The 18,094-nt window shown below is 47.2% G+C and carries 20 protein-coding genes; 11 read left to right on the top strand and 9 right to left on the bottom strand.

Annotation, left to right across the window (positions count from 1 at the left end; genetic code table 11):
- Positions 1-49: 49 nt before the first annotated feature.
- The 4 genes from FYJ53_RS17615 to argC are packed head-to-tail and all read right to left on the bottom strand — an operon-like array spanning position 50 to position 4,487.
- Positions 50-1,234, bottom strand: a complete 1,185-nt coding sequence (locus FYJ53_RS17615) for an acetylornithine transaminase (RefSeq protein WP_090412430.1) — start codon at positions 1,232-1,234, stop codon at positions 50-52.
- Between the two features lie 26 nt (positions 1,235-1,260).
- Entirely contained in the window at positions 1,261-2,157 is an 897-nt protein-coding gene (gene argB, locus FYJ53_RS17610) for an acetylglutamate kinase (RefSeq protein ID WP_013380485.1), read from the bottom strand.
- Between the two features lie 38 nt (positions 2,158-2,195).
- A complete protein-coding gene (gene argJ / locus FYJ53_RS17605) occupies positions 2,196-3,428 on the bottom strand; it encodes a bifunctional glutamate N-acetyltransferase/amino-acid acetyltransferase ArgJ (protein WP_154557545.1) in 1,233 nt (410 codons plus the stop codon).
- A gap of 18 nt (positions 3,429-3,446) precedes the next feature.
- Positions 3,447-4,487 (bottom strand): N-acetyl-gamma-glutamyl-phosphate reductase, encoded by a 1,041-nt coding sequence (gene argC, locus FYJ53_RS17600; RefSeq protein ID WP_013380483.1) that lies wholly within the window; start codon positions 4,485-4,487, stop codon positions 3,447-3,449.
- A gap of 352 nt (positions 4,488-4,839) precedes the next feature.
- Here argC and FYJ53_RS17595 point away from each other — a divergent pair, with 352 nt between their 5' ends.
- From FYJ53_RS17595 to FYJ53_RS17585, 3 genes are all read left to right on the top strand, one after another.
- Positions 4,840-6,081 carry an argininosuccinate synthase gene (locus tag FYJ53_RS17595; protein WP_013380482.1) on the top strand — a complete coding sequence of 414 codons (1,242 nt, stop codon included), beginning with the start codon at positions 4,840-4,842 and terminating at the stop codon, positions 6,079-6,081.
- Positions 6,081-7,460 carry an argininosuccinate lyase gene (gene argH / locus FYJ53_RS17590; RefSeq protein WP_090412426.1) on the top strand — a complete coding sequence of 460 codons (1,380 nt, stop codon included), beginning with the start codon at positions 6,081-6,083 and terminating at the stop codon, positions 7,458-7,460. The genes FYJ53_RS17595 and argH overlap by 1 nt, the downstream gene beginning before the upstream one ends.
- 165 nt (positions 7,461-7,625) lie before the next feature.
- A complete protein-coding gene (locus tag FYJ53_RS17585; RefSeq protein ID WP_154557544.1) occupies positions 7,626-8,072 on the top strand; it encodes a hypothetical protein in 447 nt (148 codons plus the stop codon).
- Between the two features lie 120 nt (positions 8,073-8,192).
- Here the strand turns inward: FYJ53_RS17585 and FYJ53_RS17580 are convergent, their stop codons facing one another.
- From FYJ53_RS17580 to FYJ53_RS17560, 5 genes are all read right to left on the bottom strand, one after another.
- Entirely contained in the window at positions 8,193-8,957 is a 765-nt protein-coding gene (locus FYJ53_RS17580) for an ABC transporter permease (protein ID WP_013380478.1), read from the bottom strand.
- Positions 8,941-9,798, bottom strand: coding sequence for an ABC transporter ATP-binding protein (locus tag FYJ53_RS17575; protein ID WP_154557543.1), 858 nt, complete (start codon positions 9,796-9,798; stop codon positions 8,941-8,943). Before FYJ53_RS17575 ends, FYJ53_RS17580 begins: the two co-directional genes overlap by 17 nt.
- A gap of 83 nt (positions 9,799-9,881) precedes the next feature.
- Positions 9,882-10,532 carry a TetR/AcrR family transcriptional regulator gene (locus tag FYJ53_RS17570; RefSeq protein ID WP_090412422.1) on the bottom strand — a complete coding sequence of 217 codons (651 nt, stop codon included), beginning with the start codon at positions 10,530-10,532 and terminating at the stop codon, positions 9,882-9,884.
- Between the two features lie 394 nt (positions 10,533-10,926).
- Entirely contained in the window at positions 10,927-11,604 is a 678-nt protein-coding gene (locus tag FYJ53_RS17565) for a hypothetical protein (RefSeq protein ID WP_154557542.1), read from the bottom strand.
- 100 nt (positions 11,605-11,704) lie between these two features.
- Positions 11,705-12,076, bottom strand: coding sequence for a metallopeptidase family protein (locus FYJ53_RS17560; RefSeq protein WP_013380474.1), 372 nt, complete (start codon positions 12,074-12,076; stop codon positions 11,705-11,707).
- Positions 12,077-12,178: 102 nt separating this feature from the next.
- On the opposite strand from FYJ53_RS17560, the gene FYJ53_RS17555 reads away from it, so the two are divergent.
- The 8 genes from FYJ53_RS17555 to FYJ53_RS17520 all read left to right on the top strand — a co-directional run bounded on the left by FYJ53_RS17555 (position 12,179) and on the right by FYJ53_RS17520 (position 18,074).
- The gene (locus FYJ53_RS17555) at positions 12,179-12,664 is read left to right on the top strand and encodes a prolyl-tRNA synthetase associated domain-containing protein (protein ID WP_154557541.1); all 486 of its coding nucleotides are present in this window, start codon (positions 12,179-12,181) and stop codon (positions 12,662-12,664) included.
- An 18-nt stretch (positions 12,665-12,682) separates the two neighbouring features.
- Positions 12,683-13,165, top strand: a complete 483-nt coding sequence (locus tag FYJ53_RS17550) for a pyridoxamine 5'-phosphate oxidase family protein (protein WP_013380472.1) — start codon at positions 12,683-12,685, stop codon at positions 13,163-13,165.
- Entirely contained in the window at positions 13,162-14,193 is a 1,032-nt protein-coding gene (locus FYJ53_RS17545) for a low specificity L-threonine aldolase (protein WP_154557540.1), read from the top strand. The genes FYJ53_RS17550 and FYJ53_RS17545 overlap by 4 nt, the downstream gene beginning before the upstream one ends.
- Positions 14,186-14,872, top strand: coding sequence for a hypothetical protein (locus FYJ53_RS17540; protein ID WP_090412416.1), 687 nt, complete (start codon positions 14,186-14,188; stop codon positions 14,870-14,872). Before FYJ53_RS17545 ends, FYJ53_RS17540 begins: the two co-directional genes overlap by 8 nt.
- Before the next feature lie 92 nt (positions 14,873-14,964).
- Positions 14,965-15,777 carry an MBL fold metallo-hydrolase gene (locus FYJ53_RS17535; protein ID WP_090412414.1) on the top strand — a complete coding sequence of 271 codons (813 nt, stop codon included), beginning with the start codon at positions 14,965-14,967 and terminating at the stop codon, positions 15,775-15,777.
- A 4-nt stretch (positions 15,778-15,781) separates the two neighbouring features.
- On the top strand, positions 15,782-16,318 hold the full coding sequence (locus FYJ53_RS17530; RefSeq protein ID WP_013380468.1) for a DUF1648 domain-containing protein: 537 nt from the start codon (positions 15,782-15,784) through the stop codon (positions 16,316-16,318).
- Between the two features lie 2 nt (positions 16,319-16,320).
- On the top strand, positions 16,321-17,010 hold the full coding sequence (locus FYJ53_RS17525) for a YjjG family noncanonical pyrimidine nucleotidase (RefSeq protein WP_148428921.1): 690 nt from the start codon (positions 16,321-16,323) through the stop codon (positions 17,008-17,010).
- 98 nt (positions 17,011-17,108) lie between these two features.
- The gene (locus tag FYJ53_RS17520; RefSeq protein ID WP_013380466.1) at positions 17,109-18,074 is read left to right on the top strand and encodes a helix-turn-helix transcriptional regulator; all 966 of its coding nucleotides are present in this window, start codon (positions 17,109-17,111) and stop codon (positions 18,072-18,074) included.
- Positions 18,075-18,094: the final 20 nt, after the last annotated feature.

Raw genomic sequence — 18,094 nt, 5'->3', positions numbered from 1 at the left:
AACCCATGATAATATATTATCATGGGTTAAAGGGGTTTTCAACAAAAATTTATAGACATTCTTCAAAAATTTCGACGGCCCGGTCAATTTCCTCTTTATTAATAGTTAATGGAGGAACAAATCTTATGGCGTCACTACCTGCTCCTACTAAAAGAAGACCTTTTTCCATCGCTTTGTTTATAATTTCGCCAGTAGGGACTGAAACAGCGACTCCGATCATTAACCCCATACCACGCACATCCGTAATGCATTTATGTTCTTCTTTAAGTACACGCAGCTTTTCCATCAGATAGCTTCCCTTTTCTGCTACTTCGTCCAGAAAACCATCGCCGGTGATCACGCTCAATACATAGCGGGAGGCAGCCGAGGCCAGTGGATTACCGCCAAAGGTGGAGGCGTGGGTGCCTGGTGTAAAGACCTGAGCCACCTTATCACAGGCGATGATGCCGCCCATGGGGAAACCGCCTGCGATGCCCTTGGCCATACACACGACATCTGGTTTCAGATTGTAGTGCTGGTAAGCAAAGAATTTTCCGGAACGGCCCATACCACACTGAACTTCATCAAAAATCAAGACGAGGTTTTCGTCGTCACAGAGCTTGCGGACTGCCTGTAAATATTCATGATCAGCCGGATAAATACCGCCCTCGCCCTGGATGGGTTCAAGCAGCACTGCGCAGGTTTTATCAGTCACCGCTGCTTTCAAGGCATCAAAGTCATTGAATGGAACATGCGAAATTCCAGGCAGCAGGGGATCTAGTCCCTTATGGTATTTTTCCTGGCCTGTGGCGGTAATGGCGCCGTATGTACGGCCGTGGAAGGAATGATCCATGGCGATGATCTCAACCGCGTCTTCACTTTTAAACTGCTTGGCGTAAATCCGCGCAAGCTTTAAGGCCGCTTCATTGGCTTCGGCACCGCTGTTACAGAAAAAAACCTTGTCCAGCCCGCTGGCCTTTACCAGCATTTCCGCCGCGTCAATCTGAGGCTCAGTCCAGTAAAGATTGGAAACATGCATGATTTTCTGGCATTGGTCCGCGATGGCAGCATTGAGGCCCGGGTGGTTATGGCCCAGACAGTCTACCGCGATGCCGGCTACACAATCCAGATATTCTTTTCCGTTCACATCTTTTAAAACACAGCCATTGCCACTTTCGAAAGCAATGGGAAACCGTGCGTAGGTGGGCATGATTACTTTCTCTGCCCGGTTAATCAGCACTTCACTTTTGTTCATGTCTTTAATCTCCTAAATGTTCATATTTATGCTTGTGTCAGCGATTGGCGGATCATTGTCCCGCAGCCTGCCGCGGTAAAGAGTTCGAGCAGCAGAGAGTGTTCAACCTTCCCGTCCAGTATATGGACAGAATTGACCCCGGAGCGAATCGCGTCCACAGAATTTTCCACCTTCGGGATCATGCCGCCGGATATAATTCCCTCTTCAATAAGACGTTCAACCTCATCGACATCTAACCTGCGGATAATGGAGTCCGGATCGTTGGCGTCCATGTAGACCCCGTCAGTATCTGTGAGGTAAACCAGCTTTTCAGCCTTCAGCTCTTTGGCGATGGCATAAGCCACATGGTCTGCGTTTATGTTGTAGCTCTGCCCGTATTTGTCACTCCCGATCGGGGCAATGACTGGAATATAGTCGCTTTTGAGCAATGTCTGAAGGAGATCGCTCTTTACCCTGACAATATCGCCGACAAAGCCGATGTCCAGACCATTGACAAATTTCTTCCTCACCTTAAGCATGCCGCCGTCCTTACCGGAGATGCCGACCGCAGTAATATCTCGGTCTTCCAGAAGCTGGACAATTTCCTTGTTGATTTTACCGGAGAGCACCATCTCAGCCACTTCGATGACATCGTCGTTGGTAACGCGCAGACCGTCAATGAACTCGGTCTGGATATCCAGGTTGTTTAAAAATGCGGAGATGTCCTTACCGCCGCCGTGGACCACAATAGGGCGCAGGCCTACCAGCTTCATGAGGGCGATGTCGTCCATGACGGATTTTTTAATATCATTGTCATACATAAAGCTGCCGCCGTATTTGATGACAACTGTTTTCTTTCTGAATTGTTTGATATAAGGCAGCGCTTCGACCAGGATATTGGCCTTTTCGATGTACTGCGCCATGTTCTGTGTATTATCTGACATTTTTACTTCCTTCTCTGATTGATTGTTTTGTATGTGAATTAAGAGCGGTAATCGCCGTTGATTTTAACATAATCGTAGGATAAATCGCAGCCCCAGGCCGTTGCTTTGTCCTCGCCCTCTTTGAGGGTTACCATGATGGAGATTTCTTTTTCAGACAGCACTTTTTTAGCCATATCCTCATCAAAAGCGATGGGTACCCCTTCGTTCAGGAGTGTGATCATCCCAGCGCTGCTGAAAAATACCAGGGTGACCTTAAGCGGGTCGAAAACGACCCCGGACGCTCCGAGTGACGAAAGAACGCGGCCCCAGTTAGCGTCCTCTCCAAAGAGAGCGGTCTTTACCAGACTGGATTTAATAACGGCTTTCGCCAGAATGCGGGCATCTTTATCTGTCTCTGCTCCAGAGACAGTTACCTCGACAAATTTGGTTGCCCCTTCCCCGTCGCGGATGATGGATTTTGCGAGGTGCTCATTGACATAATAAAGAGCCTCACTGAATACGGCGAAATCCTGTGAGGTCACGTCATTAAGTGTGATTTCTTTGTTTCCTGCCTCACCGCTTGCCATCACTACAACCGTGTCGTTTGTGCTCATGTCGCCATCTACAGACATCATATTGTAAGTATCCTGGGTGATTTTAGCGAGCAGCTTCTGCAGACATTCCGGTTCAATGGCGGCGTCGGTTGTGACGTAGGAAAGCATGGTGGCCATGTTTGGGCAGATCATCCCTGAGCCTTTGGCCATCCCGCCGATATGAACCGTTTTTCCATCCAGCTCGATCTCCACCGCAATGGATTTGGTGGTCAGGTCTGTGGTGATAATGCCGTGGGCCGCGTCATCCGCATGCTGCGCATCATCCCCGAGCTGATCTACCAGGGTCTGTACACCCTTTAAAATTTTGTCAATGGGCATCACCACGCCGATGACGCCAGTGGAGGATACCAGTACCTCCTGTGTGCTTACGCCGAGAAGCTCGGCCGCAGCACCGGCGGTCTGCTCCACATGGCGCATACCGGTTTCCCCAGTGCAGGCATTTGCGTTTCCGCTGTTGACCACGACCGCGCGCTTATAGGGGGACTCGATCATCACTGCCTTATCCCATTGAACTGGCGCTGCCTGAACCATGTTGGAAGTGGTCATGATGGCTGTTGCAGCGGGCTTATCCGCAAACAGAAGCGCCATATCCTTATTTCCGTTATCCTTTATACCGGCGGCAATACCAGCGGCTTTAAAGCCTTTTGCGGCTAAAACGCCGCCATCAATTATTTTCATATCGTGTTCCTTTCACAATTAAACCGGAAAATCTGTAATAAAGTCAATTCCTGTTTTTTCATCAAAACCAAACATAAGGTTCATATTTTGAACAGCCTGTCCTGCCGCGCCTTTTACCAGATTATCAATGGCGCCGACGATGATCACGCGGCCTGTGCGCCTGTCAACCTTCAGGCCGATATCACAGTAATTTGAGCCTTTTACCCATTTGGTTTCCGGGAGCTTATCTTCTGTCAGACGTACAAAATATTCATCTTTGTAAAAGTCACGGTAAACCTGTCGCAGGCCTTCCTCATCCATATCGGTAACCAGGTTCGCGTAGCAGAGCGCCAGAATCCCGCGGTTCATGGGTGTGAGGTGTGGTGTGAAAAGCAGCTTCAGGTTCGTGCCTGAAAGCAATCCCAGCTCCTGCTCAATTTCCGGCGTGTGGCGGTGTGATCCCACCTTGTAGGCCTTGATGGATTCATTGACTTCACAATAGGAGAATGCAGTGTCACTGCTTCTCCCTGCTCCGGTGACACCAGACTTTGCATCGATGATAATACTCTGCGGATCAACCAGATGGTTTTTAAGCAGCGGTGCCAGGCTCAGAATGCTGCAGGTGGTGTAGCAGCCCGGATTGGATAACAGACGCGCGCCCCGGATGTCCTCGCGGTGCAGCTCACACAGGCCATAGACGGCTTCCTTCAGCAGCGCTTTATTATAATGGTTGACTTTATACCATTCTTCATAAATATCCACGTCTTTGAGACGGAAGTCTGCGCCGAGATCAATGATCTTTGTTTTTTTGAGGACATCTTCGGTCACCTGCTTTGAGGCAATACCGTGAGGCAGCGCCATAAAAATCACGTCCGATTTTTCGACCAATTCGTCCATATCCGCTGTTTCACACAGGGCATCTGTTACATTTTCATAGTTTCGATAGATATCTTTTAAAGGCTGCCCCGCAAAGCTCCTTGAGCCAACGGATACGACTTCCACCTCCGGGTGTCTGTAAAGTATTCTGAGTAATTCCTGTCCGGCATAGCCGGTTCCGCCGATAACTGATGCTTTAATCATAAAATCTCTCCAATTTTAGGTTTATTTTTTATTGTACAAATGGTACAATAAATTTTCGATAAATCATTAATAATGAACAATTAATGCTGACCGTTTCATTTTAAGCCGGAATACTTAATTATTAATTGTTAATGATTCATTTATAAAATAGCTTTTATGAAAACTATTTTGTAATTATACCCCTAATCATTTGAATATTCAAGCACTTTTTATGAATATTTATAAATAATTTACGCATATTTTTTCAAATATTCCTTGCAATTTCGGTTTTGGTATTGTATAATCATTCACAGATTGTAAGTGCAACACGAGAATAAATCAAATGAAAACAATTAAGAGGAGGCACAGTGTTATGAGTGCAAAAAAAGTTATTTTAGCCTATTCAGGCGGGTTGGATACCACAACCATCATTCCGTGGTTAAAGGAAACCTATGATTATGAAGTTATCTGCGTATGCGTCGATGTTGGACAGGGTAAGGAAACCGAAGGTCTGGAAGAACGGGCTTTATCCTCCGGCGCCAGCAAATTATATATAGAAGATGTTACCGATGAATTTGTTGAAGAGTACTGCTGGCCGGCACTCAAGGCTGACGCCGTCTATGAGAAGAAATACCTGCTGGGGACTTCCCTCGCCCGTCCGCTGATCGCCAAGGTATTAGTGGATATCGCCCACAAGGAAGGCGCGGAAGCCATCTGCCACGGCGCTACCGGTAAAGGGAACGACCAGGTTCGTTTTGAACTCGGGATCGGCGCTTTAGACCCGCAGCTTAAAATTATCGCACCGTGGCGTATCTGGGATTTACAGTCCCGCGAGGACTGCATGGATTTCTGCATTGAACATGACATCAAAGTCAGCATGAGCCATGACCAGAGCTACAGCCGTGACCGCAATCTGCTTCACATCAGCCACGAAGGCCTGGAACTTGAAGATCCTTCACTGGAACCGAAATATGACCATCTGTTAAAATTAACCAAAACACTGGAAGAAGCGCCGGACACTCCGGAAGAAATCGAAATCGAATTTTTAAATGGCGAACCTATCAAGATCAACGGTGAAGCCATGAGCCCGCGCAAAATTCTTGAAACCTGCAATGAAATCGGCGGCCGCAACGCCATCGGCGTGGTCGACCTTATCGAGAACCGTGTGGTTGGTATGAAATCCCGCGGTATCTATGAAACACCGGGCGGCACCATCCTGTACCGTGCCCATGAAGAGCTGGAGCACATGTGTCTGGATCGTGAAACCTTTGCCTTTAAGCAGCAGGCTGCTGTAAAATTTGCGGAAATCACCTACAATGGCCAGTGGTTTAACCCGCTGCGTGAAGCATTATCCGCTTTTGTGGATGAAACACAGAAAACGGTCACTGGTGTTGTGAAATTGAAGCTGTATAAGGGTAACTGCATTTTGACCTCTGTCTCCTCCCCCTACTCCCTGTACAACGCAGAGATTGCAAGCTTTACCACCGGGGATTTATACGACCACAAGGATGCCGAGGGTTTTATCCACCTGTTTGGTCTGCCGCTTAAGGTCCGTGCTCTTATGCGCATGAGCCATGAAGAAAAGGAAAAAGAAGCAGAAAAGGAAAACAAATAATGAGTAAAATGTGGGGCGGTCGATTTAATAAAGGAACGGATGCGTTAACAGACGATTTCAATTCCTCTATTTCCTTCGACCAGCGTTTATACAAACAAGATATCAAGGGCAGCATTGCCCACGCAAAAATGCTCGGGAAACAGGGAATTATCTCTGTTTCCGAGTCTGAATTAATTGTCAAAACCCTGGGTGAAATTTTAGAGGATATTGAGGCCGGAAAAATTGAGTTTTCCATTGATATGGAAGATATCCATATGAATATTGAATCCATCCTCACCGAGCGCATCGGTGAAACCGGAAAGAAACTGCATACTGGCCGCAGCCGCAACGATCAGGTTGCCACCGATATGCGTCTTTACGTTAAGGACATTTCCATGGAGCTCAAGGATTTGATAAGAGCTCTTGGCCTTACACTGCTGGATATGGCCAGCAAACATACCAAAACCATTATGCCGGGCTACACGCATCTGCAGCGGGCCCAGCCCATCACCTTCGCCCACCACCTGATGGCTTATGTTGAAATGTTCAGACGGGATATGAAGCGGCTCGATCAGGTCTACGACATGGCGGATACGCTTCCCCTCGGCTCCGGCGCTCTGGCCACCACCACCTACCCGCTGGACCGCTACTATGTCGCCAGCGAGCTGGGCTTTAAAAATGTGTCCATGAACAGCCTTGACGGTGTGTCTGACCGGGATTTCTGTATCGACTTTCTGGAGGCTGTGTCTGTTTTCATGATGCATCTGAGCCGTTTTTCTGAAGAAATTATTTTATGGTGCTCCTCAGAATTTAACTTCATCACACTCGATGATGCCTTCTCCACCGGCTCCAGCATCATGCCCCAGAAGAAAAACCCGGATATTGCAGAGCTTGTCCGTGGGAAGGCCGGCCGAACCTATGGCGACCTGCTGGGCTTTTTAACAACCATGAAGGGCATTCCCCTGGCATACAATAAGGATATGCAGGAGGATAAGGAACCTGTCTTTGACGCCTATGACACGGCTAAAATATGCGCCATTACCTTTGAGAAGATGATCGGCACCATGACGGTCAACGGTGAGGTGATGCGCAAGTCGGCCGCAGGCGGCTTCTCCAACGCGACTGACGCTGCCGACTGGCTTGTCAAGCACGGCGTAGCCTTCCGCGATGCCCACGCCATTATCGGAAAGCTGGTTTTCTACGCACTGGAAAAGGGCAAAAGCCTGGATGAGCTGACATTGGAAGAATACAATGCTGTCGACCCGGTTTTTGACGAGAGCATTTACGAAGCCATCGACCTGCAGACCTGTGTTAACCAGCGCGACATTGTCGGAGGCCCGGCAGAGAGCACAGTCCGCCGCGCCATCGCCGTTAACCGAAGCTTATTCCAAAAGGCATAAAATAAACCCCAGGCACACAGTATTTAAACTGTGTGCCTGGGGTTTTTGATGTTAAAGCCACTATGATATTTTTCTTGACTGTCCCCCAGGGGGTGGCCTTACAATAGAGAAAAGACCTGATCCAGTAACAGGAGGAATGTATATGCAAATTAAAGAGGCCTGCCGATGCTGCCGTCTGACGAAAAGAAAGCAGCCTACAGAGCTATACTGGAGTATCTGGACAGCATCGAGCTCTATCTGGATTCTGAGCTATCCAGCCTTCTGGAGGAGATAACAAGTGACATGGATCCTGAATCAATGGCAGAAGAAACCCGCCAGGCTCTGGATACCGTCTGTCAGGACATCGACACTTATATGGCGGAAAATGGTGAGGCCATCACCGCTTACCTTAAATACAAAAAATCCGACGCCTTTCAAAAAACACCGGCTGCCCGGCTTGAGCGCAGACTGCGTGAGTTTCAGAATGAAAGCGGCTATACTGAGGTTTTTATCCATAATATGGAGCGGCTCAGCCCTGAGTATCGGGCTTATCTTGCCCGGCTGAAAGAAGCCGACCGGCTGCTGACAGAAAAGTTTCCAGAGGCTGAGGCTTTATACAGGGGTGAAATGTAAAATGGGCACGGCGCAAAAATGTGCCGTGCCCAGAGTGCAGACAAATTTAATAAAATTGTCTGCTTAATGAGCCGTCTTTTTCCACAGCAATTGGTTGTTTTCAAAAAAGCGCTTTTATGCTTATTTGCGATTGTATGTCCGCATTGACACAGCAAAGCTCGCAATACTTAAAACTATGCACCATGCGAGTGCCAACCATAAACTATTCCCCAAAGGCAAATCAAGTGTCAAGGCTCTCAAACTATCAATCATCGGTGTCATGGGTTGTATTGAAGAAAACCAACCAATACCGTTTGGCATAGTGTCAACGGGAGCAAATCCTGAACTCAAAAAAGGCAGAATAAAGAGAGGAAACAATAGTCCAGTTGCTCCCTCTACTGACTTTGAAATCGTCCCGCAGAGTACAGCGATTAGTGTAAATGTAATATTTATTAGCAAAAGAAGTGCTATCACCCAAATCCAATCTACAAGCCCTGCTTGTGGTCTAAAGCCAAGAATGGGAGCCGTTACGACAATGACGGCGTTTGAAATGATACCTCGTATCACTCCGGCACCTGTATGACCAATCAACACAGCAGATTTTGAAATAGACATACAGCGAAAACGGTTTATGATACCTTTTGTCATGTCCGCTGTAACATTCATAGCCGAATATTGAGATGCCTGAGCGATACTTTGAAAAATAATTCCCGGAACAATAAAATCAATGTAATTATAATCCCCTACATTAGATATGCCGCCAAATACCGTACCAAATAAAAGAATTAAGCAAAATGGTATTAGTGTTGCTGTCAGGAGTGTTTCAGGATTTCGTAAAGATATAATCAAACAGCGTTTAAACATCACCCATGTATCGAGAAGCATATTTTTATTGGATTTTTTCATATTGATTTCTCTCCTTTTTTTCATCAATCAGTGTTAAAAATACATCTTCTAATGAGGGGAAGTTTTGTTCTATACTGTCCGCAGAAATTCCATTTTCGGTTAAAAGTTTTATCGCTGTATTGGCTTTTATCTCACTGTCAAAAATAAGCCGTATCCCTCTTTCAGGCATTATTTCTTTCAGATACTTTGTCGTACCCTCTGCAATGATTTTGCCTTCATGCAAAATGGCAATAGTATCAGCGAGATATTCAGCTTCTTCTAAATATTGTGTTGTGAGAAACACAGTTGTCCCTGCCTTTGCCAGATCTTTTACCAAGTCCCACATGGCAATACGGTTTTGCGGGTCAAGTCCTGTTGTAGGCTCGTCAAGAAAAAGGACCTCAGGGTTTCCCATAAGGCTCATTGTTATATCAAGCCTGCGTCGCATACCTCCCGAATAGGTAGACACTTTTTTGTTGGCCGCATCCTCTAATCTCGAAAAAGACAGCCACTCGTTTACAGTGTTTTTGAGGTTTGGCAGACGTTTCAGTTGTCCAATAAGCATCAGGTTTTCTCTGCCTGTCAAAACTTCATCTACCGCTACAAATTGCCCTGTCAGGCTGATACACTCACGGACATTGCCACTGTTTGTTGCAACATCAAACCCATTAATAACGGCACTGCCACTGTCTGCTTTCAAGAGTGTGGAGAGAATTTTGATAACTGTCGTTTTTCCTGCACCATTTGAGCCGAGCAGGGCAAAGATACTACCTTTTTCAATAGTGAAACTGACATCTTTCAATACATGATTTTCCTTATAGGATTTTTGCAGCCCAGATACTTTAATTATTATTTCTGACATGGTTATCCTCCTCTTTGAATACATGCGCATGTATGTTATTGCTGTAAATTTTACTGCCTTTAGAAAGGCAGTAAAAAACTGTTTTATTCTTTTTTAAATTCATTTCTACCGATTGTCAAATAAATCTCTTTCATTTCCTCATCCATTACAGGAACACCAAGCGATGTTGAGAGTTGTTCAAAGAACAAAATTTTATCGACATATTCTTCGTAAGACACCTCAAATGCATAAGGGGTAAGCCATGAGGCAGTAAGCCACGCAATAATTTGTGATGCCTGTTTGGGAAAAACCACATTCATGGAACCGTCTTTGTTTCCCTCATTCAACAGTTTTTCCATATATGGAGCCATGACATTTATTTGGAAAATCATCTCATTCTTAAAAACAACAGGATTATTTGCTAACTTCTCCATCTGTGCCCTCATACTGTCGCTTATATCCATATGGGCACGCAGACTAAATTTGGCTACAAAACGAAGCTTTTCCAAGGCACTGAGCCCCTCTTGTTTATCAGCGAGCAAGTATGGATTATTATCTTCGAAAGATTTGTACATAACACTTCCAATCAATTCTTCCCGGGATTTAAAATAATGGTAAAATGCTCCCCGTGTTACACCAACTTCCTTTACAACATCTTCGACATTCACATTTTCAAGTCCCTTTTCAGCAAAAAGACGCATAGCAGTTTCCAATATATTCTGTTTTGTTTTTTGGTCTGGATCATGACGTGGCATATAAACACCTCCTGTACATACGCATGTATGTTTTTTAAATTATAGCTTTTTAATTTGCTTTTGTCAACAAAAACAAAATTAAGAAAATATAGTACCAAACACAAGAAATGAAAAGTCCGGATCACGCTAAACCTATACGTCTACGTCCATGCGTCACTCGGGGTGTAAAAGCTCAAGTGGTTAGAAAGAGCAGAAGTGTTTTAAAGCCAATGGATTGCACAAAAAAGCTGTCTGCAAATTAAAAGAACACCCGGTTTGAGATTAAAAACGAATTCTTGAAATTTCCATTTTTACCAAAAGTGGGTTTTTTAACCTACGGACAGCGGTAAAGCGCATCAAACTTATGCAGTCCATTGATACTGTTTTTACTTTAACAATGTGCATCTCATTGTCATTAAAAACCAAGGAGTGCGATTTCGGACAGGGCCGTATCGTATTCGCCGTCCTCAGGACCCGAGTATGTATCCTCAATGGTAAAGCTCAGGGTGTCGCCACCGTGGAGGGGCACCACCTCGGGCAGTGCAAAGTACTGTGCGCCGCGGTCATTTTCCAGCTGGAGGGTACAGAGGGGCGAACCGTCATACAGGTGCACCTTCAAAAGGCGTACCCGCCCGTTTTCGGCAAAGGATTTGTCACTTTTACAGTAGCCGTTTCGGACGAGAAAGCCCTTCAGCTCCATGCTGTGGACAGGTGTGATGAGAAGCCGCTCACCCACGCCGGAGCCGGACGTGCCCTCTACCCAGGCGGTGTCCAGGCTGTTGTCCTTCAAATTTTCGGCGCCGTAGGAAATCCCGGCCATGGGTGTCTTGGTCGAAGATGCGCTGATCTGGTAGTCCTGTGTTCTCGGAATGTTTTCTCCGCCTGAGGCGGCCCGCAGGGTTCCATAATCCTCGTACGCCTTGGCCGAGCCGGTGTCAATTTTTGAGGTGTTGGCAGTGGGTTCGGCTGTAGCGGCGGGTGCTGGCGTCTCCCCTTTCTCCTTTCCTTTTCCACCATCGGTGTAAATATTGACGCAGCCTGAAAAACAAAGACAGACTGCCAAAATGAGTGCTGTTGCTGTTAACCTTTTCACTTCTGATTCCTCACTTTCAAAAGATTTTCTTTTTTCATCATAGCACCTTTTCAGAGACCTTGCAACTGAAAAATGAGCACGGCACACTTTTGCGCCGTGCTCATTTTTTCTGGTTTTCATAGTCCTCCATCTGCATACGGTCCGCAATTTCAAGATCACGCAGGCCGGCCCGGGATTCCATGTGATGCCGAAATTCGTGCCGGAGTGTTTTTTCCATCTGTTTTTTTAACGCCTCATCGCTCAGATAGCCGTACACACGCTCAAAAGAGCCGTAATAAATGACGATATAACGCCCCATGATCTGGTCCCGGTGATACTCGCCCATGATGTAGAGGTCGTCCCCTCTGGCTTTTGGGTGGCGTTTGGCTTCTGGCAGAAGCAAAATGCCGCCGTTGAGCTCTTCATAAAAAGCCGGCGGCAGCGTATTGGCAATGGTGTCAAGCACTGCCTCAAACTGGTCAATATCCATCATTTTTACCCGACTCCTTTCGCTGATGCAATTTTGTATTCTTTACGGCGGTTCTTTAGTATGGTATAGTAAGACTATCATACCATGACATAAGGAGACCAGCAAATGAATTGTGAAGAAACCTTAAGCAGGCTGGATGCCCTGGGCATTACCTACGAAAAATTAGACCATCCCGCGGTTTATACCATCGGGGAGATGGATAATCTGGACATTACCTCTAAGTGTAATGTAGTTAAAAACCTGTTCCTGCGCGACGCCAAGGGGAAGCGCCATTTTCTTGTGGTGCTCGACAAGGATAAAAAGGCTGATCTGGCAGGAATCCGTGAACAGGTGGGCTGTTCAAAGCTCAGCTTTGCTTCGGAAGAGCGGCTGATGAAGCACCTTCAGCTGACCAAGGGGGCTGTCACCCCGCTGGGCGTATTCGGAAACCCAGAAGCCAATGTGGAGGTTGTTCTCGATAAGGACCTGGAGGGCTGTCCGAACCTTGGCGTGCATCCCTGTGACAATACGGCTACAGTTGTCCTCAGCTATGAGGATCTCGTTAAATGCATCGAAAGCAATGGCAACAGCATTGCATTGCTGAATCTGTAAAGGAAAGGTAAATACAAAATGCGTAAAGCAAACCGAGAGATTAAAGATGAACAGCTCATGCGCCAGACGCTGGAGACAGCGGATACATGCCGTCTGGCGTTGAATACTGGCGGCGCGCCCTATATCGTTCCGCTCAGTTATGGTTATACCCTGGAGGACAATCGCTTAACCCTCTATTTTCACTGCGCGGATGAGGGGCGCAAGCTTGAGCTCATGGCAGCTGATAACCGCGCCGGATTTGAACTGGACTGCGGACAAAAGCTGGTGACCGGGCCGAAAGCCTGCCATTATTCCACTCAGTTTATGAGTATTGTGGGATGGGGGCTTTTGGAAAGGCTGACTGAGCCTGAGGCTAAAAAGGCTGCTCTCAGTCATTTGATGCGCCACTACAGTGGTCGTGACGACTGGGATTATGATGAGAAGGTACTGAACCACACCACCGTTTTAAAACTGACAGTCCATGAATTTACTGGCAAGGCCAATCGAAAGGAGCGCGTATGATTCTATTCAGCAGTGACTACTGTGAAGGGGCGCATCCGAGAATTATGGATGCCCTGGCCCGCACCAATTTTGAACAGACCGAGGGTTATGAGGAAGATCCCCACTGTGACAACGCGCGGGTCTTAATCAAAAGGGCGGTCGGCTGTCCGGATTGTGACATTTATTTTTTATCTGGCGGTACCCAGACCAACATGGCTTTTATCGCCCACGCGTTAAAGCCGTGGCAGGCTGTGATTGCAGCTGAAACCGGTCATATCTGTACACATGAGACTGGCGCCATCGAGGCATCTGGCCATAAAATTATCGCCGTGCCATCAGAGGACGGAAAGCTGACCCCGCAGCTCATCCAGGCCGCGGTAGATGCCCATACCGACCACCATATGGTTGCGCCTAAAATGGTCTATCTCTCGGATTCAACCGAGATCGGTACGATTTATACAAAGGACGAGTTATCTGCCATCCGGCAGGCCTGTGACAGGAACAGCCTGTACCTTTATATGGACGGCGCCCGCCTTGCGTCTGCCCTCACCGCACCGGGCAATGATCTGGCGCTCACAGATTTTCCGAAGCTCTGCGATGCGTTTTATATCGGAGGCACAAAATGCGGGGCTCTGTTTGGCGAGGCGTTAGTGCTGGTTAACCCGGCACTGGCAGAGGATTTTAATTTTACCTTAAAGCAGCGCGGCGGCCTTTTTGCCAAGGGACGTATTCTCGGTATTCAGTTCGAGGAGCTTTTTAAAGATAATCTTTATCTGGAGCTTGGCGCTCACGCCAACAGGCTGGCAGCCCGGCTGAAGTCTGCCTTTGAGGATAAGGGCTTTTCTTTTCTGGTAGATTCTTCCAGCAACCAGATTTTCCCGATTCTTCCCAATGAGCTGATCGCTGGGCTGAGGCGAAAAACCTCCTTCAGAGATCAGGAAACCATTGACGAGGGGCATACAGCCGTACGGTTTGTGACCTCCTGGGCCATGACCGACGCCATGGTGGATTCGTTTATAGAGGATTTAGACAGGCTGTGCCATGAATAAACGGCATTTGGCTTTCTGGGGATTTCTTTTGACCACCGGGATTACGGCGCTTCTGATCCGCCTTTCCACCCTGGTCGTTGACACTTCGCTGTCCATTGACTTTACAGGCTTTCAAGCCTTTGCGCTTGTGAGTTTTGCTCTGTACGCAGCCTTTGCGGTTATCACCCTGATCCTGTCTTTTTTATCGCTGAAAAAGACAAGCGGCTCAGCCGTTCCCGGACAGATTCTTTACATTGCCTGTCTGTTTGTGCTGCTGGCCGTTGTTTTAAACCTGCCGGCCTTTTTCAAAGCTGCGGCTTTCGATTTTTCGAGTGCCACGCCTGCTTTTGTAGCGGTAAATTCGCCGTTTCTCTTTAATTATGGGAAAGGCTTTGGCAGTATTGCCATCGGTGATTTCACCAATTATTTTATGGGCCTTGCCGTTACAGTCAGTATGGTTATGGGCATTATTGCGCTGGTGCTGCTGGTGCGTTCTGCCAGAGAAACACGCGGCTATGGCCGGTCAGCTGTCCCCCGCAGCGCAGCGAATCCGGGAACCCGTTATCCAAGACAGACCAGAACAGATGATTACCGCAGACCGCGTGCGGCTGCCCGGCGCGTGATCTCTGCGAGGCAGGTGGATATCTTTGACAGCAGCAACGATTTTTTTTCGCGCCATACCGAGGATGACATCTTTTAACCTCAGTTCCTGTATTCTAAGTTAAAGGCATTGCTAAGTCAATGCCTTTTCTTTATAATAAGATTAAATGAATCCTGAAAGGAGTCTTTTATATGAAACTGACCGTACTTGTTGATAATCATACCAGCATTGACCACTATTACCTGGGAGAGCCAGGCCTGTGCTACTATATTGAGGATGAAGGCTCACGCTTTCTTCTGGATACGGGTTATTCAGATATTTACATCGAAAACGCCCGGCGTCTCGGTATTGATTTATCCGATATTGACACCATCGTCCTCTCTCACGGCCACAACGACCATACTGGAGGTCTTCCCGCCTATTTTGAACACTTTGATAACCCGGGGCTTAAGATCATCGCTCACCCAGAGGCACTGTCTGAAAAACAGTTTGACGGCGAAAACATCGGGATAACCCTGTCGGAGATGACCCTGCTTGAAAACAGCCAGCTGATTTTGACGAAGGCACCCTATAAAGTCAGCCAAAATTTTACTTTTTTAGGCGAAATTCCGCAGCTTACAGACTTTGAGCCGCGAAAGGCCATTGGGACGACAATGGCAGAAAACAGCGAAGGCGAATCCGATTTCCTGTTCGATGATTCCGCCCTAGTCTATACCACGCCTGAAGGGATATACATTGTGACAGGCTGCTCACACTCCGGGATCTGTAATATTGTGGAGCACGCCAAAAGGGTTACAGGCGACAGCCGTGTACTTGGTATCATCGGCGGCTTTCATTTGTTTAAGCTGGGTGAACAGGTTGACCGGACGATCCAGTATTTTAAAGACAACCATATCGAAAACCTCCTCCCCTGCCACTGCACCTCCTTCCGGGTGAGAGCGGCTATCCATCAGGCAGTTCCCCTTAAGCGGGAGGTTGGTGTCGGTCTGACGCTGGAGTGGTGAAGCTATGGACGATAAGGTTCGCTGGACTGTCTGCCAGAAAATTCTGCTGGTCCTCACGCTGATCAGCTTTTTCGGCTTTATCATTTATCTGGTTCTGTGCTGGGACCAGATTCCGGAACGGCTGGTCTCAAAATTCAATGCCGGCGGCGAGGTGATCCGCTACAGCAAAAAAGCCTTTACGCTGGTTCCCATGATCATGATTGAGGGCATCCTGTTTGTGATTATCACCATTATCAGCTTTTTTCCGGCAGCGGTGACCAATATAAATGCCACAAAGCATATACAGGATGATCTGAACATTTATAATCAATCCGCCCTGGAGCATATACGCCTGCTGACACGCACCATTATCCTCATTACGGACCTGCTCTTTGTCAATCTGTTTAACGCGGTCTTTCTGTCCATGATTTATTCGGACAGCGTTCTGGTACAGCACAGAGTGACACTCTATATTATCATTGGCTTTGCAGTTTTATTTGCCGGGACGATCCTCTTTTATTATTTTCGTCTGCGGCAGATTATGAAAGGACATTCACGCTGAACATGAAAAAATACACGACGCTTCTCTTTGACGCCGACGGCACTCTGATGGATTTTAAAAAGTCCGAGGCCCAGGCACTGGACCAGACATTCAGAAAATATGGTATTCACCCGACAAGGGAGATTCTGGATCTTTACGCAGACATTAACCACGGCCTCTGGAAAGATTTTGAGAACGGGCTCATCGACAAGGACACACTGGTCACCAGCCGTTTCCAGCTTTTGTTTCTGGAGCTTGGACTGGATATTGACGGAATAGCTTTCGAGGCGGATTATCAGCCAGCCCTGGGACAGGGCGCTTTTCTCATTGACGGCGCCTATGACCTCTGCAGGGTTTTAAAGAAGGATTTCAGGCTTTATATTGTCACTAACGGCGTTTCAAGCACTCAGTACAGCCGTCTTTCAGCCACAGGGCTTGATGCGCTCATGGAGGACATCTTTGTCTCTGAGGACGCCGGCGCTCAAAAGCCCCAGAAGGACTTTTTTGACTATATCGCGGCCCGTATTCCAGGCTATGATCCCAGCGAGGCGCTGGTGGTCGGTGACTCCTTAACCTCTGACATCCAGGGCGGTATCAATGCTGGCATTGATACCTGCTGGTACAACCCTGGCAGGGAGAAGAATCTTCTTGATATCCACCCTGATTATGAAATATACACCCTTGAGGAGCTTCCGGCCCTTCTGGAGCGCTGAAAACCAGAAGGACAAAATGACCGCAAGTAAAATCAAGCGGCAAATGTACGCTTTCTTTATAATAAAGAAAGAGCGGATGAAACGAGGTGGACAGATACATGTATGAATGGCGGAAGCAGATTCAGACCATTGTTGATGAAATTGACAAATGCATAAAAAAATATAACGGCGAAGCCCTGACACTGCGGGTTCTTTCCCGCCATCTGGGTTACTCTGAGTTTTATACAACAAGGAAATTCAAAGAAATATCCGGTATGTCTTTCAGGGATTATCTGAGGCACAGAAAGCTGGCTTTTGCGCTTAAGGAGGTTCGGGACAGTGAAAAAAGCCTTTTGGATATTGCTTTCGATTATGGTTTTTCGTCCCATGAGGCTTTTACCAGGGCTTTTAAGAAAACCTACGGTGTAACGCCAAGCGAATACCGGAAAAATCCCAGGCCCGTCATTCTCCGTACAAAAATAAACCCCTTTGACCGCTACTTTTTAGGATTTGGAGAGATTGGCATGATAAAATCCACAGAAGATATTAAAATCTATTTTGTAACCATCCCCGCGCATAAATTTCTGCACATTAAAAACTATGAGAGCAACGGCTATTGGGATTTCTGGCAGAAGCAGAGCCTAATTCCAGGACAGGACTGCGAAACAATCTGCGGTCTGCTCGACAGTATCAAGGGGAAATTGGATGATGTTGGCGGGAGCGAGACCAACAGCGGCAGCGGCCAGATTATGGCGTACATCAATGACCCGGAAGGCAGACTCTGCGATTGGGGGTTTCCCCGCACGGAGTGCTATGGAGTACGGCTTCCCATTGATTATCAAGGTGAGGTTCCGCCGCAAATGCTCATGATGGATGTCCCTGAGGCAGAGTATCTTGTTTTTGAGCACGGCCCCTTTGACTATGAGCAGGAAAACCGTACGGTAGAGGAAAAAATTGAAAAGGCAATGGCGGATTTTGATTTTACGGATACTGGCTACCGCTTTGACACTTCCCCGGACCGGATTATTTATTTATATTTTAATCCAGAGCAGTTTTGTAAGTATGTCCGGCCAGTGCGGCAATAGGCAGACCGGTACAAAAAAGC

Origin of the sequence: Eubacterium sp. BL-380-WT-2B (assembly GCF_009696115.1) — a bacterium.
Taxonomy (GTDB): domain Bacteria; phylum Bacillota; class Clostridia; order Eubacteriales; family Eubacteriaceae; genus Eubacterium; species Eubacterium callanderi.
Note: the sequence above shows the minus strand (reverse complement) of the source record. Positions and strands in the feature narration are given on the sequence as shown.

Bases quoted from the DNA above. Each gene is read 5' to 3' on its own strand.
- FYJ53_RS17520 (WP_013380466.1), top strand. From the start codon at position 17,109: ATGTATGAATGGCGGAAGCAGATTCAGACCATTGTTGATGAAATTGAC.
- argJ (WP_154557545.1), bottom strand. From the start codon at position 3,428: ATGAAAATAATTGATGGCGGCGTTTTAGCCGCAAAAGGCTTTAAAGCC.
- argB (WP_013380485.1), bottom strand. From the start codon at position 2,157: ATGTCAGATAATACACAGAACATGGCGCAGTACATCGAAAAGGCCAAT.
- FYJ53_RS17555 (WP_154557541.1), top strand. From the start codon at position 12,179: ATGAATTGTGAAGAAACCTTAAGCAGGCTGGATGCCCTGGGCATTACC.
- FYJ53_RS17560 (WP_013380474.1), bottom strand. From the start codon at position 12,076: ATGATGGATATTGACCAGTTTGAGGCAGTGCTTGACACCATTGCCAAT.
- FYJ53_RS17575 (WP_154557543.1), bottom strand. From the start codon at position 9,798: ATGTCAGAAATAATAATTAAAGTATCTGGGCTGCAAAAATCCTATAAG.
- FYJ53_RS17525 (WP_148428921.1), top strand. From the start codon at position 16,321: ATGAAAAAATACACGACGCTTCTCTTTGACGCCGACGGCACTCTGATG.
- FYJ53_RS17550 (WP_013380472.1), top strand. From the start codon at position 12,683: ATGCGTAAAGCAAACCGAGAGATTAAAGATGAACAGCTCATGCGCCAG.
- argC (WP_013380483.1), bottom strand. From the start codon at position 4,487: ATGATTAAAGCATCAGTTATCGGCGGAACCGGCTATGCCGGACAGGAA.
- FYJ53_RS17580 (WP_013380478.1), bottom strand. From the start codon at position 8,957: ATGAAAAAATCCAATAAAAATATGCTTCTCGATACATGGGTGATGTTT.
- FYJ53_RS17545 (WP_154557540.1), top strand. From the start codon at position 13,162: ATGATTCTATTCAGCAGTGACTACTGTGAAGGGGCGCATCCGAGAATT.
- FYJ53_RS17585 (WP_154557544.1), top strand. From the start codon at position 7,626: ATGCTGCCGTCTGACGAAAAGAAAGCAGCCTACAGAGCTATACTGGAG.
- FYJ53_RS17570 (WP_090412422.1), bottom strand. From the start codon at position 10,532: ATGCCACGTCATGATCCAGACCAAAAAACAAAACAGAATATATTGGAA.
- FYJ53_RS17535 (WP_090412414.1), top strand. From the start codon at position 14,965: ATGAAACTGACCGTACTTGTTGATAATCATACCAGCATTGACCACTAT.
- FYJ53_RS17530 (WP_013380468.1), top strand. From the start codon at position 15,782: ATGGACGATAAGGTTCGCTGGACTGTCTGCCAGAAAATTCTGCTGGTC.
- argH (WP_090412426.1), top strand. From the start codon at position 6,081: ATGAGTAAAATGTGGGGCGGTCGATTTAATAAAGGAACGGATGCGTTA.
- FYJ53_RS17595 (WP_013380482.1), top strand. From the start codon at position 4,840: ATGAGTGCAAAAAAAGTTATTTTAGCCTATTCAGGCGGGTTGGATACC.
- FYJ53_RS17615 (WP_090412430.1), bottom strand. From the start codon at position 1,234: ATGAACAAAAGTGAAGTGCTGATTAACCGGGCAGAGAAAGTAATCATG.
- FYJ53_RS17540 (WP_090412416.1), top strand. From the start codon at position 14,186: ATGAATAAACGGCATTTGGCTTTCTGGGGATTTCTTTTGACCACCGGG.